This is a genomic window from Pantoea sp. UBA7232, from assembly GCF_002473195.1.
Classification (GTDB): Bacteria; Pseudomonadota; Gammaproteobacteria; order Enterobacterales; family Enterobacteriaceae; genus Pantoea; species Pantoea eucrina.
This window is the reverse complement of record NZ_DKTK01000006.1, coordinates 91,341-105,502: the sequence shown is the minus strand read 5'-3', so window position 1 is coordinate 105,502 and position 14,162 is coordinate 91,341. Positions and strand designations below refer to the sequence as shown.

Annotated in this window: 18 protein-coding genes and 1 other RNA gene; 11 read left to right on the top strand and 8 right to left on the bottom strand. The window is 55.3% G+C overall.

Translation table 11 applies throughout. The features are described 5' to 3' along the window. Window positions 1–34 precede the first annotated feature (34 nt). Window positions 35–280: a GlsB/YeaQ/YmgE family stress response membrane protein gene (locus B4056_RS03830; protein ID WP_094111512.1), complete on the top strand. Its 246-nt coding sequence runs from the start codon at window positions 35–37 to the stop codon at window positions 278–280. 8 nt (window positions 281–288) lie between these two features. Beyond that, window positions 289–444, top strand: a complete 156-nt coding sequence (gene rsmS / locus B4056_RS03825; RefSeq protein WP_071668940.1) for a pleiotropic regulatory protein RsmS — start codon at window positions 289–291, stop codon at window positions 442–444. Here rsmS and acrR read toward each other — a convergent pair. After that, on the bottom strand, window positions 441–1,076 hold the full coding sequence (acrR, locus tag B4056_RS03820; RefSeq protein ID WP_094111511.1) for a multidrug efflux transporter transcriptional repressor AcrR: 636 nt from the start codon (window positions 1,074–1,076) through the stop codon (window positions 441–443). The two genes, rsmS and acrR, sit on opposite strands and share 4 nt — an antisense overlap. Before the next feature lie 143 nt (window positions 1,077–1,219). Here acrR and B4056_RS03815 point away from each other — a divergent pair, with 143 nt between their 5' ends. The 4 genes from B4056_RS03815 to ykgO all read left to right on the top strand — a co-directional run bounded on the left by B4056_RS03815 (window position 1,220) and on the right by ykgO (window position 6,119). Further along, complete coding sequence (locus tag B4056_RS03815; protein WP_039383010.1) at window positions 1,220–2,416, top strand: efflux RND transporter periplasmic adaptor subunit; 1,197 nt, start codon at window positions 1,220–1,222, stop codon at window positions 2,414–2,416. Between the two features lie 16 nt (window positions 2,417–2,432). Beyond that, window positions 2,433–5,585, top strand: coding sequence for a multidrug efflux RND transporter permease subunit AcrB (locus B4056_RS03810; RefSeq protein WP_094111510.1), 3,153 nt, complete (start codon window positions 2,433–2,435; stop codon window positions 5,583–5,585). Window positions 5,586–5,708: 123 nt separating this feature from the next. Beyond that, window positions 5,709–5,966, top strand: coding sequence for a type B 50S ribosomal protein L31 (locus B4056_RS03805; protein WP_039383008.1), 258 nt, complete (start codon window positions 5,709–5,711; stop codon window positions 5,964–5,966). 12 nt (window positions 5,967–5,978) lie between these two features. Then, window positions 5,979–6,119, top strand: coding sequence for a type B 50S ribosomal protein L36 (ykgO, locus tag B4056_RS03800; RefSeq protein ID WP_094111509.1), 141 nt, complete (start codon window positions 5,979–5,981; stop codon window positions 6,117–6,119). A gap of 40 nt (window positions 6,120–6,159) precedes the next feature. Here the strand turns inward: ykgO and B4056_RS03795 are convergent, their stop codons facing one another. The 3 genes from B4056_RS03795 to B4056_RS03785 are packed head-to-tail and all read right to left on the bottom strand — an operon-like array spanning window position 6,160 to window position 8,537. After that, window positions 6,160–7,038, bottom strand: a complete 879-nt coding sequence (locus B4056_RS03795; RefSeq protein WP_094111508.1) for a metal ABC transporter substrate-binding protein — start codon at window positions 7,036–7,038, stop codon at window positions 6,160–6,162. Between the two features lie 21 nt (window positions 7,039–7,059). After that, window positions 7,060–7,899 (bottom strand): metal ABC transporter permease, encoded by an 840-nt coding sequence (locus B4056_RS03790; protein WP_094111507.1) that lies wholly within the window; start codon window positions 7,897–7,899, stop codon window positions 7,060–7,062. Next, window positions 7,896–8,537 carry a metal ABC transporter ATP-binding protein gene (locus B4056_RS03785; RefSeq protein ID WP_288653886.1) on the bottom strand — a complete coding sequence of 214 codons (642 nt, stop codon included), beginning with the start codon at window positions 8,535–8,537 and terminating at the stop codon, window positions 7,896–7,898. Before B4056_RS03785 ends, B4056_RS03790 begins: the two co-directional genes overlap by 4 nt. Before the next feature lie 317 nt (window positions 8,538–8,854). Here B4056_RS03785 and B4056_RS03780 point away from each other — a divergent pair, with 317 nt between their 5' ends. The 3 genes from B4056_RS03780 to B4056_RS03770 all read left to right on the top strand — a co-directional run bounded on the left by B4056_RS03780 (window position 8,855) and on the right by B4056_RS03770 (window position 9,974). Continuing rightward, window positions 8,855–9,208, top strand: coding sequence for a hypothetical protein (locus tag B4056_RS03780; RefSeq protein ID WP_039385744.1), 354 nt, complete (start codon window positions 8,855–8,857; stop codon window positions 9,206–9,208). Between the two features lie 145 nt (window positions 9,209–9,353). Continuing rightward, complete coding sequence (gene tomB, locus B4056_RS03775; RefSeq protein ID WP_039383003.1) at window positions 9,354–9,731, top strand: Hha toxicity modulator TomB; 378 nt, start codon at window positions 9,354–9,356, stop codon at window positions 9,729–9,731. A 24-nt stretch (window positions 9,732–9,755) separates the two neighbouring features. Further along, window positions 9,756–9,974, top strand: a complete 219-nt coding sequence (locus B4056_RS03770) for an HHA domain-containing protein (RefSeq protein WP_039383002.1) — start codon at window positions 9,756–9,758, stop codon at window positions 9,972–9,974. A 103-nt stretch (window positions 9,975–10,077) separates the two neighbouring features. Here B4056_RS03770 and ffs read toward each other — a convergent pair. Then, window positions 10,078–10,174: signal recognition particle sRNA small type (ffs, locus tag B4056_RS03765), an RNA gene on the bottom strand. A 157-nt stretch (window positions 10,175–10,331) separates the two neighbouring features. Between ffs and B4056_RS03760 the strand changes: the two genes are divergently transcribed. Beyond that, complete coding sequence (locus tag B4056_RS03760) at window positions 10,332–10,643, top strand: MGMT family protein (protein WP_039383001.1); 312 nt, start codon at window positions 10,332–10,334, stop codon at window positions 10,641–10,643. A gap of 36 nt (window positions 10,644–10,679) precedes the next feature. Here B4056_RS03760 and B4056_RS03755 read toward each other — a convergent pair whose 3' ends face one another. Further along, window positions 10,680–11,237, bottom strand: a complete 558-nt coding sequence (locus B4056_RS03755) for a YbaY family lipoprotein (RefSeq protein ID WP_039383000.1) — start codon at window positions 11,235–11,237, stop codon at window positions 10,680–10,682. A gap of 203 nt (window positions 11,238–11,440) precedes the next feature. On the opposite strand from B4056_RS03755, the gene tesB reads away from it, so the two are divergent. Continuing rightward, window positions 11,441–12,304, top strand: a complete 864-nt coding sequence (gene tesB, locus B4056_RS03750) for an acyl-CoA thioesterase II (protein WP_288653883.1) — start codon at window positions 11,441–11,443, stop codon at window positions 12,302–12,304. A gap of 41 nt (window positions 12,305–12,345) precedes the next feature. Here tesB and amtB read toward each other — a convergent pair whose 3' ends face one another. Together amtB and glnK are read right to left on the bottom strand one after the other, a co-directional pair. Beyond that, window positions 12,346–13,635 carry an ammonium transporter AmtB gene (gene amtB, locus B4056_RS03745; RefSeq protein ID WP_071669033.1) on the bottom strand — a complete coding sequence of 430 codons (1,290 nt, stop codon included), beginning with the start codon at window positions 13,633–13,635 and terminating at the stop codon, window positions 12,346–12,348. 32 nt (window positions 13,636–13,667) lie between these two features. Continuing rightward, window positions 13,668–14,006 (bottom strand): P-II family nitrogen regulator, encoded by a 339-nt coding sequence (gene glnK, locus B4056_RS03740; protein ID WP_003850469.1) that lies wholly within the window; start codon window positions 14,004–14,006, stop codon window positions 13,668–13,670. Window positions 14,007–14,162: the final 156 nt, after the last annotated feature.

The following is a 14,162-nucleotide window of genomic DNA, read 5'->3' as shown; positions in this document are numbered from 1 at the left end:
CTATACTCAACGCATAAGCCAGAAGGAGGAAACGATGACGCTGATTATCTGGATAGTAACGGGCCTGGCCGCTGGCTGGCTCAGGCGCCTGCTGCTTCCCGGCAGGCCTGGCGGGATGATCCCCGGGCTGGTACTGGCCGCAATTGGCGCGCTGATTGGCGGCTATATTGCCACCTACTTTATGAATGGTGAAATCGGCACGCTGCATATCGCCGGCGTGGCTGCCGCCATGGCAGGCGCAGTGCTGATGCTGCTGGTTGCAATAAAACTACGGATTTAGGAGAGAGTATGTCGCTTGAGAGCGCACCGGATGAGATTAAGCTGGCGGTCGATTTGATTCAGCTGCTGGAGGAGAACCAGGTGCCGCCCGCGACGGTGCTGGCCGCGCTGGCGATCGTCCGGCGCGACTATGAACAGAAGCTGGCCGCCGCGCATGCAGATTAACGCGCGCTCAGGGTCGGGCTCAGCCGCAGCATATCGAGAAACGCATCAACGATCTGCGGCGCTTCCGCTGCCAGGTCAAAACTGTGCGGATTAAACAGCCAGCTCTCCATCATGCCATTGATATAGCCGCGCATCAGCAGTGCCGCCTGGCGGGTATTCAGCGCACCGGGCAGCTGTCCCGCTTCAATGCAGCTGCGCAGCACGGTTTCAATGCGGTCATAACACGCCTGCAGTAAGCCCTGCTGCATCGCCACCAGCGTTGACATTTCGCCCACAAACTCACATTTATGGAAGATAATCTCCATAAGTGCGCGTCTTTGCGCATCCTTTGCCGTGGCGTCAAGGATATAGATCAGCATCGAACGCATTACAGAAAGTGGATCGTCCGGATATTTTGTCTGATACTCAAGTTCCACATCGTCCAGCCCGGCGTCGCAGCGCAGCCAGATTTCCTGTAACAGATCGGCTTTATTTTTAAAGTGCCAGTAAATGGCACCGCGCGTGACGCCAGCCGCTGCGGCGATATCAGCCAGCGACGTGGCGGCCACACCCTGTTCAGAAAAGTGTGCTAATGCGGCATCAAGAATTTGATTACGCGTTTCAAGTGCTTGCGCTTTGGTTTTTCGTGCCATAGGGAGCTGTTTTTACAAACTGGCAAGTTTACATACATTTGTGAATGTATGTACCATAGCATGACCCGTGTTTTAACGCAGCAATGGGTTTATCGGTTTGTGATCCATTGATCATTTGATATCGGACACTAGAGGTTTTATTTATGAATAAAAACAGAGGGTTAGTGCCTCTGGCGGCCGCCGTGATGCTTTCAGGCAGCTTTTTGTTAACAGGATGTGATGATGATAAATCTCAGCAAGCCGGCCAGCAGCAGCAACAGCCGCCGGAAGTCGGGGTGGTCACATTAAAAGCTGAACCCCTGAAGGTCACGACTGAACTGCCTGGTCGCACTTCCGCGTTTCGCGTAGCAGAAGTCCGCCCTCAGGTGTCGGGTATCATTCTGAAGCGTAATTTTGTTGAAGGCAGTGATATTAAAGCGGGCCAGTCGCTTTATCAGATCGATCCTGCCACCTATCAGGCAGCTTACGACAGTGCTAAAGGGGATTTAGCGCAGGCGCAGGCTAATGCCCGCGTAGCGCAGCTCACCATCAAACGTTATAAGCCACTGCTCGGCACCAAATATATCAGTCAGCAGGATTACGACAACGCAGCGGCCACTGCGGCTCAGACTGCGGCTGCCGTACAGGCTGCCCAGGCTAACGTTGAAACTGCCCGTATCAACCTCGCCTACACCAAAGTCACGTCGCCTATCAGCGGCCGTATCGGCAAATCCTCTGTGACGGAAGGTGCCCTGGTCTCCAATGGTCAGACTAACGCGCTCGCGACCGTGCAGCAGCTGGATCCTATGTATGTCGATGTAACGCAGTCCAGTGACGATTTTCTGCGCCTGCGCGCCGAGCTCGAAGCGGGCCAGCTGAAACAGACCGATGGTAAAGCTAACGTCACGCTGCTGATGCAGGATGGTAGCCCTTACAAGCAGTCGGGAACACTGGAATTTTCCGATGTCACCGTCGATGAAACCACCGGTTCGATTACGCTGCGCGCTATCTTCCCGAACCCGGATAACCGTCTGCTGCCGGGTATGTTTGTGCGCGCGCGTCTGGATGAAGGCGTGAACCCAACCGCGCTGCTGGTGCCGCAAACCGGCGTGACCCGTACGCCAACCGGTGATGCCAGCGCGATGGTTGTTGGCGCAGATAACAAAGTAGAAGTACGTAAGATCACTGCAAATCAGGCGTTTGGTGACAAATGGCTGGTTACCGATGGTCTGAAAGAGGGCGACCGCGTGATTACCGTCGGTATTCAGCGCGCGAAAGCGGGTGCGCAGGTTACGCCAAAAGAGGTCTCAGATGATGCTAAAGCAGCCCAGGAATCTCAGTCTGCTAAATCATCGTCATAACAGGAGCCGTTGATACATGGCTAAGTTCTTTATCGATCGCCCCATTTTTGCATGGGTGCTTGCCATCATCATTATGATGGCGGGTGCGCTGTCGATCATCAGCCTGCCGATTGAGCAATATCCCAATGTTGCGCCACCGGCGGTTGAGATCCAGGCATCTTATCCGGGTGCGGATGCAAAAACGCTGCAGGATTCTGTTACGCAGGTTATTGAACAGAATATGAACGGCATCGACGGGCTGATGTATATGTCCTCGAGCAGTGACTCATCCGGTACGCTGACGCTGACGCTGACCTTCCAGTCCGGTACCGACGCGGATATCGCGCAGGTACAGGTGCAGAACAAGCTGCAGCTGGCGATGCCGCTGCTGCCGCAGGAAGTACAGCAGCAGGGGATTCAGGTTAAAAAATCCTCCAGCAGCTTCCTGATGGTAGCCGGTTTTGTCAGTGACGATGGCAGCATGACGCAGAACGACATTGCGGACTATGTCGCCTCTAATATCAAAGATCCTATCAGCCGTACCACAGGCGTAGGTGATACCCAGGTGTTTGGTGCACAGTATGCGATGCGTATCTGGCTCGATCCGCACAAGCTGAACAACTATCAGCTGACGCCGGTTGACGTCATCAGCGCGCTGCAGACGCAGAATACCCAGGTCGCTGCCGGTCAGCTGGGCGGTACACCGCCGGTGCCGGGCCAGCAGCTTAACGCCTCGATTATTGCTCAGACCCGCCTGACCTCAACCGATGAGTTTGGCAACATCATGCTCAAGGTGAACCAGGATGGTTCGCAGGTGCGTCTGCGCGACGTGGCAAAAATTGAACTGGGTGGTGAAAACTACGAAGTTATTGCCCGTTACAACGGCAAGCCCGCATCCGGTATCGGTATCAAGCTGGCGACCGGGGCTAACGCACTGGATACCGCAGAAGCGGTTAAAGCAGAGCTGGGTAAACTGGAGCCGTTCTTCCCGTCAGGCATGAAGACCGTCTACCCGTATGACACTACCCCGTTTGTAAAAATCTCCATTTTCGAAGTGGTTAAAACCCTGTTTGAAGCGATTGTGCTGGTGTTCCTGGTTATGTATCTGTTCCTGCAGAACTTCCGCGCCACGCTGATCCCCACCATCGCCGTACCGGTGGTGCTGCTGGGTACCTTCGCTATCATCAATGGTTTTGGCTACTCCATTAACACGCTTACGATGTTTGGTATGGTGCTCGCCATCGGCCTGCTGGTTGATGACGCCATCGTGGTCGTCGAGAACGTTGAGCGCGTTATGGCAGAAGAGGGACTGCCGCCGAAAGAGGCGACCAAACGCTCCATGGAGCAGATTCAGGGCGCGCTGGTCGGTATTGCGCTGGTGCTCTCTGCGGTATTTATTCCCATGGCGTTCTTTGGCGGTTCGACCGGGGTTATCTACCGTCAGTTCTCGATTACCATCGTTTCAGCGATGGCGCTATCGGTGCTGGTCGCGCTGATCCTCACCCCTGCCCTCTGTGCCACCATGCTCAAACCGATTAAAAAAGGTGAGCATGGTAAAACCACCGGCTTCTTTGGCTGGTTCAACCGCATGTTCGACAAAAGCACCAATCACTATGTCGACAGCGTCAGCCATATTATCCGCAGTACCGGCCGCTATCTGGTGATCTATCTGGTCATTGTTCTTGGCATGGCGTGGCTGTTCCTGAAGCTGCCGACCTCCTTTCTGCCGGAAGAAGATCAGGGGCTGTTACTGGCGCAGGCGCAGCTGCCAGCCGGTGCGACCCAGGAGCGTACTCAGAAAGTGCTGGATCAGGTAACGGACTACTTCCTGACCAAAGAGAAAGATAGCGTCAATTCCGTGTTCACCGTTAACGGCTTTGGCTTTGCCGGCCGTGGTCAGAACACCGGTATCGCGTTTGTCAGCCTGAAGCCGTGGGATGAGCGTGGCAGCGCCGATCTGAAAGTACCGGCTATCGCCGGACGCGCCATGGGCGCACTGGGTCAGATTAAAGATGCCATGGTCTTCCCGTTCAACCTGCCGGCCATTATCGAACTGGGTAACGCCACCGGTTTTGACTTCCAGCTGATTGATCAGGGCAACCTGGGCCATGAAAAGCTGACCGAAGCGCGAAATCAGCTGTTTGGCATGATCGCCCAGCATTCAGATACGCTGGTTGGCGTACGTCCGAACGGCCTGGAAGATACGCCGCAGTACAAACTGATTATCGATCAGGAAAAAGCGCAGGCGCTGGGGGTATCGCTCTCTGATATCAACACTACGCTGGCCGCCGCCTGGGGTGGATCCTACGTCAACGACTTTATCGATCGCGGTCGCGTGAAGAAAGTGTACGTTATGGGTAAAGCGGATGCGCGCATGCTGCCGGATGACATTGGCAAATGGTATGTGCGTAACAGCGCCGGCAATATGGTGCCTTTCTCCGCCTTCTCCTCTGCGAAATGGCAGTATGGCTCACCACGACTGGAGCGTTACAACGGTCTGCCTTCCATGGAGATCCTCGGTCAGGCTGCCCCGGGCAAAAGCTCGGGTGACGCGATGGATATGATGGAGGAGCTGGCGTCGAAACTGCCAACCGGTATCGGCTACGACTGGACCGGCATGTCCTATCAGGAACGTCTGTCAGGTAACCAGGCCCCGGCGCTCTATGCGATTTCGCTGATTGTCGTCTTCCTCTGCCTGGCGGCACTCTATGAGAGCTGGTCTATTCCGTTCTCGGTGATGCTGGTCGTGCCGCTCGGCGTGATTGGCGCGCTGATCTTCACTACCCTGCGCGGGCTCAGTAACGACGTCTACTTTGTAGTCGGACTGCTGACCACGATTGGTCTTTCCGCTAAGAACGCCATTCTGATCGTCGAATTTGCGAAAGATTTGATGGATAAAGAGGGCAAAGGCCTGGTGGAAGCGACGCTGGAAGCGGTACGTATGCGTCTGCGCCCGATTCTGATGACCTCACTGGCGTTTATCCTCGGTGTACTGCCGCTGGCGATCAGCAGCGGTGCCGGTTCCGGCGCTCAGAACGCAGTAGGTACCGGCGTAATGGGAGGAATGGTCACCGCTACCGCGCTGGCGATCTTCTTTGTGCCGGTCTTCTTCGTCGTGGTGCGTCGCCGCTTCAGTAAGCATAAAGCGGACCTTGAAGGCAGCCATCCGGCTGAACACGCGAAACACTGATTGACTCCTTAATGAAAAAGGCCGCAGATGCGGCCTTTTTTTATGGTGCCTGATGACGGTTGCAATCGCGCCATAACGGGCGCATAATATTGTTATATTATAACATTACATAGGAATCGTCATATGAAGCCTGATATCCATCCGCACTATCGTCCGGTTCTGTTCCATGACACTACCGCTGATGAGTATTTTAAAGTGGGATCAACCATTAAAACTGAACGCACCATCGAGTTTGAAGGCGAGGTTCTGCCCTACGTGACGCTGGATGTCTCCTCCAAATCGCACGTTTATTATACCGGCAAACAAAAAGAGTTCGCCAAAGAGGGCAGCGCGGCGCGCTTCAACAAGCGCTTTGGCAGCTTCCTGACGCGCACCAAATAAAGGAGCAGTACGATGCAGGTCTTGAGTTCACTTCGGTCGGCTAAAACCCGCCACCGGGATTGCAAAGTGGTACGACGTAAAGGCCGTATTTATGTGATTTGCAAATCCAATCCACGTTTCAAAGCGGTTCAGGGAAGAAAGAAAAAGCGTTAATGCGTTGTGAGAGTTTGGCCGGGATGCTCCCCGGCCTTTTTTATTGCATGCTTTTCAGCATCGCTTCCGCGTTATGCCGAAATGCTGCCGTATAGGTCGCAGCCGGACCGCCAGCAGCGGAGAGCGCCTCCGGATAGAGTTCGCCGCCGGGCTGCGCCCCCGATTCACTGGCTATCTGTTTAACCAGGCGCGGGTCGGTCTGATTTTCAATAAAGTAGCGGTGAATATGCTCACGCCTGAGCTGCTTAATAATCTGCGCAACGTCGCTGGCGCTGGCTTCTGCTTCCGTGGAAAAGCCGACCGGTGCCAGGAAGGTAACGCCATAACGCTGTCCGAAGTAGCCAAAGGCGTCGTGGCTGGTCAGCACTTTGCGCGCGCTGCGCGGCACGGCGTCAAATGCAGATTTAGCCCAGCTGTCGAGCTGCTGCAGCTGCTGAATGTAGCGCTCGCCGCTGCGCCGGATGTCGGCGGCGTCCTGCGGATCGGCTTTTATCAACGCCTGCATTACGTTACGCGCATAAATTTCACCGTTCTGCAGATTGTTCCAGGCGTGCGGATCGGTAACGGTACTGCCCTCCTCTTCCATGGTACGCGTGCTGATGCCGCTCGATGCCACCACCACATCGCCGCGATAGCCTGAAGCCGTTATCAGCCGATCCATCCACCCTTCCAGACCGAGACCGCTGACAAACACCACGCTGGCCTGCGCCAGCGCCTGGCTATCCTGTGGCGAAGGCTCAAAGGTATGCGGATCGCCATCCGGCCCGACCAGCGAGGTGACACGCACATGATCGCCGCCAACCTGTTTTACGATATCGGCCAGCACGGTAAAACTGGCTACCGTGTTGATAGTACCGGCCTGCGTAAACGGGCTGACCAGCATCGCGCTGGTTATCAGGCTCAGTGCAATAAACTTCATTTGTATCCCCTTATCAGTATATTAACGACGACGCAGCACGCCGCCGCATGGCCCTGTCAGAACAGAGAGCAGAAACAGCCCGGCGGCACTCAGCACCACGGCTGGTCCGGCAGGCAGTGAGTAGTACCAGGAGAGCATCAGCCCGCTTAGCGCAGCAGCGATTGCCAGCAGCATAGCGATAAACAGCAATGGGGTGAGCCGACGGCTCCAGAAGCGGGCGCTGGTAGCGGGCAGCATCATCAGCCCGACGGACATCAGCGTTCCCAGAATCTGAAAGCCAGCAACCAGGTTCAGTACGACCAGCAGCAGAAAAAGCCCCTGTACCAGCGGTGCGCTCCAGCGGTTCTGCACCCGCAAAAAGTCGGGATCGAAGGCGTCAATGACCAGCGGGCGGAAAATCAGCGCCAGCGTCAGCAGCGTGAACGTGGCGATAGCGGCAACCAGAACCAGCGCACGAGTGTCGACTGCCAGCAGTGAACCAAACAGCACGTGCAGCAGATCCACACTGGAGCCGCGCAGCGAAACCAGCGTGACCCCCAGCGCCAGCGAGCCAAGATAAAATCCGGAAAAGCTGGCATCCTCTTTTAACGGGGTGTAACGACTGACGGCACCGGAGAGCAGCGCCACCACCAGCCCCGCCAGCAGTCCGCCTGCGCCCATTGCCACCAGCGACAGACCTGAGAGCAGGTAGCCAACCGCTGCACCCGGCAAGATCGCATGCGATAGCGCATCGCCTATCAGGCTCATCCGGCGCAGTGACAGAAATACGCCCAGCGGAGTGGCGCTCAGCGCCAGCGCAACACAGGCCACCAGCGCGCGACGCATAAAGCCAAATTCGATAAAAGGCTGCAGCAGCGTCATGACGTCACCTGCACTCTCTCTGGCGAGTGGTTCAGCGACAATTCTGCGCTGAAGTAGCGGCTGACCAGCGGCCTGTCGTGCAGGACCACCAGCAGCGTCGTGCCCTGCTGCTGCTGCTGCCGGAGCAGCGCCATCAGCAGAGTAGTGGTGGATGCATCGATAGCGCTGAAAGGTTCATCCAGCAGCCAGACCCGGCTCTGCTGCATCAGAAGCCGGGCAAAAAGGACCCGCTGCAGCTGGCCGCCAGAGAGCGTGGCAGGCTGCGCATCAGCAAACGCCCGCATCTGTACGGCGTCCAGCGCGGCGTCGATCTCTCTGCGCAGCGCCCGGTTAATGCCGCCAAACCAGCCGCAGCGCGGCCAGCAGCCGGTGGCAACCAGTTCATACACCGTAAGCGGAAAACGCGTCTCCAGTTCGCTACGCTGTGGCAGCCAGCCAATAGCGCTGGCGGGCACGCCGATCGGGCAGGAGCCGGAGACCGGTGCAATTACGCCAGCCAGCGTTTTCAGCAGGGTTGACTTGCCGCTGCCGTTTGCGCCGGTCAGCGCGGTCATACTGCCGGCAGCCAGTTTTCCGTCGGGGATCGCGGTTATCGCCTGCCCGCGATAGCCAACCTGGAGCTGATTAAAGTGGATCATGCCGTGGTGCCCCAGAAGACGCAGAGCATTAGCAGAGTAATAAGTATCATGACAACCATCAGACGACTGCCGACGGAAAGTAACAGACCGCTGTTGCGCATCGCGCCCACCATTATGTTATAACATAACAATATGCTACTGGATTTAGCGGTGACGCGCGTGCAAAGAAGTGTTTCAAAAATTGATCGTCCGTGCACCGGGCAGATCGCCAGTGGCATCACCCATCGCAATAATCGCTGGTAGCGTTAATCGCCTGCTTGCATTACAACCAGCAAGACTCAATGATAGCGGTACGATCTTTTTTTACGGAATACGCTATGCAGGCTATTATTAATGTGGACGTTGCGGCAGATGAACATGACTGTGACAAACTTCGCAGCGTCATCCAGGGGAATATTCTTAAAATAGCTGAAGCGCTGGCCGGAGAGTTAGACTGGTATTCGCAAAGTGCTCAATTAGTTCCTGAAAGTTTTCAGGTGCTATCTATTAAAACCATTAATCCAGATAGTTTTAAAATGCTTTATGAATTTTCCTGGGATTTATTTAATCCCTGCCTCGATTTGAACGAAACCTTTACCCGACATGAAGAAGTTATGTTCCACATAAAGCCCGGTGCGCTGGTGTTTGATGTGATTGACAATACGCGCCTCTCCCCTGCTGATGAATTGTAATATTTGGTAATTGAGTTGAGCAAAACTAATGATTGTGGATTACATTTAACAGGTCGCTGAATTATTTTTATTCGTGATCGCTCCCTGGTAGCTCTTTTAAATCTCGCCGCGTTGCGGCTCCTGTGCTCGCTATGGAGGGAAAAAGATGGACGAATACTCACCGAAACGGCATGATATTGCCCAGCTTAAATTCTTATGTGAAAACCTGTATGACGAGAGTATGGCTACCCTGAGTGAAAATCATCGCGACTGGGTTAACGACCCTGCCTCCTCTGCTAATTTACAGCTCAACGATTTTATTGAGCATATCGCCTCTTTCACAATGAATTACAAAATTAAGCATACCGAAGACGAGTCGCTGATTTCTCAAATCGATGAATATCTTGATGATACCTTTATGCTTTTTAGCAGTTACAGTATCAATGCAAAGGATCTTCAGCGCTGGCAGCGATCCGCTAAACGCTTATTTAATATTTTCGCCGAAGAGTGTGCTTATCTTCAGCAACCGAGCCATTCCTTTTAGCATCAGAGTGAGAAGATTTTTTTCATGAGCAATCAAACCCTGACCAAGACCGACTATTTGATGCGTCTGCGTCGTTGTCGTTCAATTGATACCCTTGAACGGGTCATCGAAAAAAATAAGTATGAATTACCGGATAGCGAACTGGCAGTATTCTATTCAGCAGCAGATCATCGCCTTGCTGAACTGACCATGAACAAGCTTTACGATAAAGTGCCAGGCTCTGTGTGGAAATATGTTCGCTGATAAAGCGTGCAGTGCTGTTGAGTGACTGAAGCGGAATAAGGCAAGGGAGTGCCGTAAAATCCTGGAGAGGCGCGGCTATTTGCTGGCCCGAAATGGGTGGAGGCCCTGCCAGCTACATCCCGGCACACGCGTCGCCTGCTGCGGCTGCTTCCTTCCGGACCTGACCGAGTTCACAAGTTAGCGTTGCGGGAGAACCAACAGGGCCTCCATTGAGTGCTCTCTTTTCGGAGAGCGGGGGCATTATCAGCGAACGCCTGTGCAATTGCAAGGGTGAGCCAGACAACCGTTGTTTTCTTGAACAGGCGTACTCTGTCAGCTACCCTGCTTCTGGTTTCCCTCTGTTTCTTACTCCCGATAATGAATGATTCACTGAATTTTGCCGCACGCGTGTGGCACATCGTGGCCGCAATACCGCGCGGTCAGGTAACCACCTACGGTGATATCGCCTTACTCGCCGGTTCACCGCGCGCTGCGCGTCAGGTCGGCGGTGTACTGCGTCGCCTGCCGCCGGAAAGCACGCTGCCCTGGCATCGCGTTGTTAACCGTTACGGACAGATTTCCCTGCAGGGTGACGATCTGCTGCGTCAGCGCGATGCGCTGGAGGCTGAAGGCGTCGTTGTCAGTGAGGAAGGCGGGATTGATATGGCACGCTATCGCTGGGAAATTTAATCAGCAGGCCCGTTGCGGGCCTGCTGATGCTGCAGATTACAGGCTGGTCGGCGCCGGTACTGAAGCCGATGGCGTTACCTGAGTAGGCGACGTCGACGGAACCGTGGTAGCGGCACCCGGCTGCGTCGGCATTGCGCGATTGGCAACTGGCACCAGCAGCAGTTCAGCTTTGGTGCCGCCCTGATTGATCACTGGCTTTACCGTGTCCGTAACAAACGCCAGTTTGCCATCCATAGTGATGGCTGCGCTCAGCAGAATGCGCGCGTCTGGCTTAATGTCTGCCGGATTAAAGGGCAGAATAAACTGGAACGGTGACTGTTTGCCTTCGGTACGCACGGCACGCTGTGCCAGCACTTTAGAAGGCGCGTCCGCCAGCGACGCATCTGCCAGCGTAACGGTCAGTACTGCATCCGGCGGCAGCGCGATGCGCTGACGGATATAAACAGAACCGCTTACGTTAGGCTGCTTGATGGCCGACTGCTGGCTGGCAACCGCCGAGCCAAGCGTAGGCGTCGGAACCGGTTTGCTGTGGTCAGCACACCCTGTAATCGCCGCCGCCAGTGTCATACCGCTAATAACCTGCCAAAGTTTCATCGATGTCGTCTCCTTATGAACACTATGATTGTCGGCGGTTAATTTTTTAGCTGGCATTTCAACCGCCGATTGCTCTTAATTCTGGCACAGAAATCCGCATTGCGCCTGGCGCGTCGCCCGTCATCAGAAATCAGCGCAAATCCGTTGCGCAAACTGGTCGGATCTTTCACACTTGCGCCATATCTGCTGATGAGGACATGATTATGAGCCAGGCGCTGACTAACCTGCTTACGCTATTAAATCTGGAAAAACTGGAAGAAGGCCTGTTCCGCGGGCAGAGTGAAGATCTCGGTCTGCGTCAGGTGTTTGGCGGTCAGGTGGTGGGCCAGGCGCTCTATGCTGCTAAACAGACGGTGCCGGAAGATCGCATTATTCATTCATTTCATAGCTATTTTCTGCGTCCCGGCGACAGCCATAAAGCGATTATTTACGATGTTGAAACGCTGCGCGACGGTAAAAGCTTCAGCGCGCGCCGCGTCAGCGCAGTCCAGAATGGTCAGCCTATTTTCTATATGACCGCCTCATTTCAGGCGCCTGAAACCGGGTTTGAGCATCAGAACAGCATGCCCCCGATACCGGGTCCGGATGAACTGCCCTCTGAACGCGATCTGGCGCAAAAACTCGCCGCGCACCTGCCGCTGAAGCTCAAAGAGAAGTTTCTCGCTGAGCGACCGCTGGATATCCGCCCGGTTCAGATCCACAACCCGCTTAAGGGCCACGTGGCTGAGCCGGTGCGCCAGGTCTGGGTGCGCGCCAATGGCCAGATGCCTGCCGATCGTCGCATCCATCAATATGTGCTGGGCTACGCCTCCGACCTTAACTTTTTGCCGGTGGCGCTGCAGCCGCACGGCAAAGGGTTCCTGGAAGCGGATATGCAGGTGGCCACGATCGATCACTCGATGTGGTTTCACCGCCCGTTCGATCTCTCAGAATGGCTGCTTTACAGCGTGGTGAGCACGTCTGCCTCTGGCGCGCGCGGCTTTGTACGCGGCGAGTTCTATACGCAGGAGGGTACGCTGGTGGCGACCACGGTACAGGAAGGTGTTATGCGTCAGCGCGACGCATAAAAAAAGGGGCGACCTGGTCGCCCCTTTTCTTCATTTTTAGCTTACTGGTTATATGCGTTTTCGCCGTGGCTGTTTACATCCAGACCTTCACGCTCCTGCTCTTCCGGTACGCGCAGGCCGACAATCACATCCGCCAGCTTGAAGCCGATAAAGGCCACCACGCCGGACCAGACTACGGTAACGATACAGCTGAATATCTGGACCCAGACCTGATGCCCCATAGTGACGCCTTCCGCATAGCCAACGCCACCCAGTGAGCTGGAGGCGAAGACGCCGGTCAGGATGCAGCCGAGGATGCCGCACACGCCGTGCACGCCAAACACATCGCAGGGATCATCGACGCGCAGCCATCTTTTCAGCGTCGTAACGCCCCAGATGCCCGCGAGTCCGCCCGCCAGACCGATGATCAGTGCGCCGCCAACGCCCACGTAGCCACAGGCTGGCGTAATGGCGACCAGGCCGGCGATAAAGCCGGAGCAGGCACCCAGCAGCGAAGGCTTACCGCGCAGCGCCCACTCACCAAAGACCCAGGAGAGCACCGCACCGGCGGTAGCGACAACGGTGTTCACAAACGCCAGCGCAGCAATTTCGTTCGCCGATGACGCTGAACCGGCGTTAAAGCCAAACCAGCCGACGTAGAGAATGGCCGTACCGAGAAACACCATCGGCAGGTTATGCGGTTTAAACGCCTCTTTGCCAAAACCGGCACGCTTTCCGACCAGATACGCGCCCACCAGCCCCGCGACAGCGGCGTTGATATGCACCACGGTGCCGCCGGCAAAGTCCAGCGCGCCATCCTGTGCCAGATAACCGCCGCCCCACACCATATGCGCAATCGGCAGATAGGAGAGCGTCAGCCAGACGCCGACGAAAATCAGCACCGCTGAGAAGCGAATACGCTCAGCCAGCGCGCCCACGATCAATCCGACGGTAATACAGGCAAACGACGCCTGGAACGCGACGTGAATATATTGATAAAAGCTGCCCATAACGGCTTTCAGCTCGATGTTTTTCAGCATCACCCACTGGAAGTTGCCGAAAAAGGCGTTGCCTTCGCTAAAGGCTAACGAGTAGCCATACACAACCCACAATACGCAGACCAGGGCAAAGGTTACGGCAACCTGTGTGAGCATGGACAAGACATTTTTACCGCGGATCAGGCCGCCATAAAACAGCGCGATGCCGGGAATTGTCATAAAAAGTACCAGCGCGGTACAAATCATCATAAAGGCGTTGTCCGCTTTATCTGCGACCGCAGGGGCAGCAGCCAGCGTCAGAGTGGGTAACAGCGCCAGGCTGGCAAGGCCCAGTTTCATCATCATTTTTTTCATTTTTTTCATCCCATCTCAAGTCAGAATCCGGATCAGAGCGCCGCTTCGTCAGTTTCACCGGTACGGATACGGATCACCCGCTGCAGCTCAGCAACGAAGATTTTGCCATCGCCAATTTTGCCGGTGTAGGCCGCTTTACTGATGACATCAACCACTTCATCCAGCTGGTCATCTGCAATCGCGATATCGATTTTTACTTTTGGCAGGAAGTTAACGCTGTACTCGGCCCCGCGATAGAGTTCGGCATGTCCTTTCTGACGGCCGAACCCTTTAACTTCAGATACCGTCAGCCCCTGAATGCCAATGGAGGATAGTGCCTCACGGACATCCTCCAGCTTGAATGGTTTGATTACCACGGTAACCAGCTTCATACGTCCCCTCCGGATTAAACACAACTGCGCGATGTATACGCAGTGGTTGAAGCAAAGGGTGTGCCAGAAGTGCAAAACGCGGTTTAACGCGGCGGCGGTACAGGCTCAGCGCGGGGCGGCATTGCCGGAGAGAAAGAAGGGTACGGGGGGCTGCAC

Bases quoted from the DNA above. Each gene is read 5' to 3' on its own strand.
- B4056_RS03830 (WP_094111512.1), top strand. From the start codon at position 35: ATGACGCTGATTATCTGGATAGTAACGGGCCTGGCCGCTGGCTGGCTC.
- rsmS (WP_071668940.1), top strand. From the start codon at position 289: ATGTCGCTTGAGAGCGCACCGGATGAGATTAAGCTGGCGGTCGATTTG.
- acrR (WP_094111511.1), bottom strand. From the start codon at position 1,076: ATGGCACGAAAAACCAAAGCGCAAGCACTTGAAACGCGTAATCAAATT.
- B4056_RS03815 (WP_039383010.1), top strand. From the start codon at position 1,220: ATGAATAAAAACAGAGGGTTAGTGCCTCTGGCGGCCGCCGTGATGCTT.
- B4056_RS03810 (WP_094111510.1), top strand. From the start codon at position 2,433: ATGGCTAAGTTCTTTATCGATCGCCCCATTTTTGCATGGGTGCTTGCC.
- B4056_RS03805 (WP_039383008.1), top strand. From the start codon at position 5,709: ATGAAGCCTGATATCCATCCGCACTATCGTCCGGTTCTGTTCCATGAC.
- ykgO (WP_094111509.1), top strand. From the start codon at position 5,979: ATGCAGGTCTTGAGTTCACTTCGGTCGGCTAAAACCCGCCACCGGGAT.
- B4056_RS03795 (WP_094111508.1), bottom strand. From the start codon at position 7,038: ATGAAGTTTATTGCACTGAGCCTGATAACCAGCGCGATGCTGGTCAGC.
- B4056_RS03790 (WP_094111507.1), bottom strand. From the start codon at position 7,899: ATGACGCTGCTGCAGCCTTTTATCGAATTTGGCTTTATGCGTCGCGCG.
- B4056_RS03785 (WP_288653886.1), bottom strand. From the start codon at position 8,537: ATGATCCACTTTAATCAGCTCCAGGTTGGCTATCGCGGGCAGGCGATA.
- B4056_RS03780 (WP_039385744.1), top strand. From the start codon at position 8,855: ATGCAGGCTATTATTAATGTGGACGTTGCGGCAGATGAACATGACTGT.
- tomB (WP_039383003.1), top strand. From the start codon at position 9,354: ATGGACGAATACTCACCGAAACGGCATGATATTGCCCAGCTTAAATTC.
- B4056_RS03770 (WP_039383002.1), top strand. From the start codon at position 9,756: ATGAGCAATCAAACCCTGACCAAGACCGACTATTTGATGCGTCTGCGT.
- B4056_RS03760 (WP_039383001.1), top strand. From the start codon at position 10,332: ATGAATGATTCACTGAATTTTGCCGCACGCGTGTGGCACATCGTGGCC.
- B4056_RS03755 (WP_039383000.1), bottom strand. From the start codon at position 11,237: ATGAAACTTTGGCAGGTTATTAGCGGTATGACACTGGCGGCGGCGATT.
- tesB (WP_288653883.1), top strand. From the start codon at position 11,441: ATGAGCCAGGCGCTGACTAACCTGCTTACGCTATTAAATCTGGAAAAA.
- amtB (WP_071669033.1), bottom strand. From the start codon at position 13,635: ATGAAAAAAATGATGATGAAACTGGGCCTTGCCAGCCTGGCGCTGTTA.
- glnK (WP_003850469.1), bottom strand. From the start codon at position 14,006: ATGAAGCTGGTTACCGTGGTAATCAAACCATTCAAGCTGGAGGATGTC.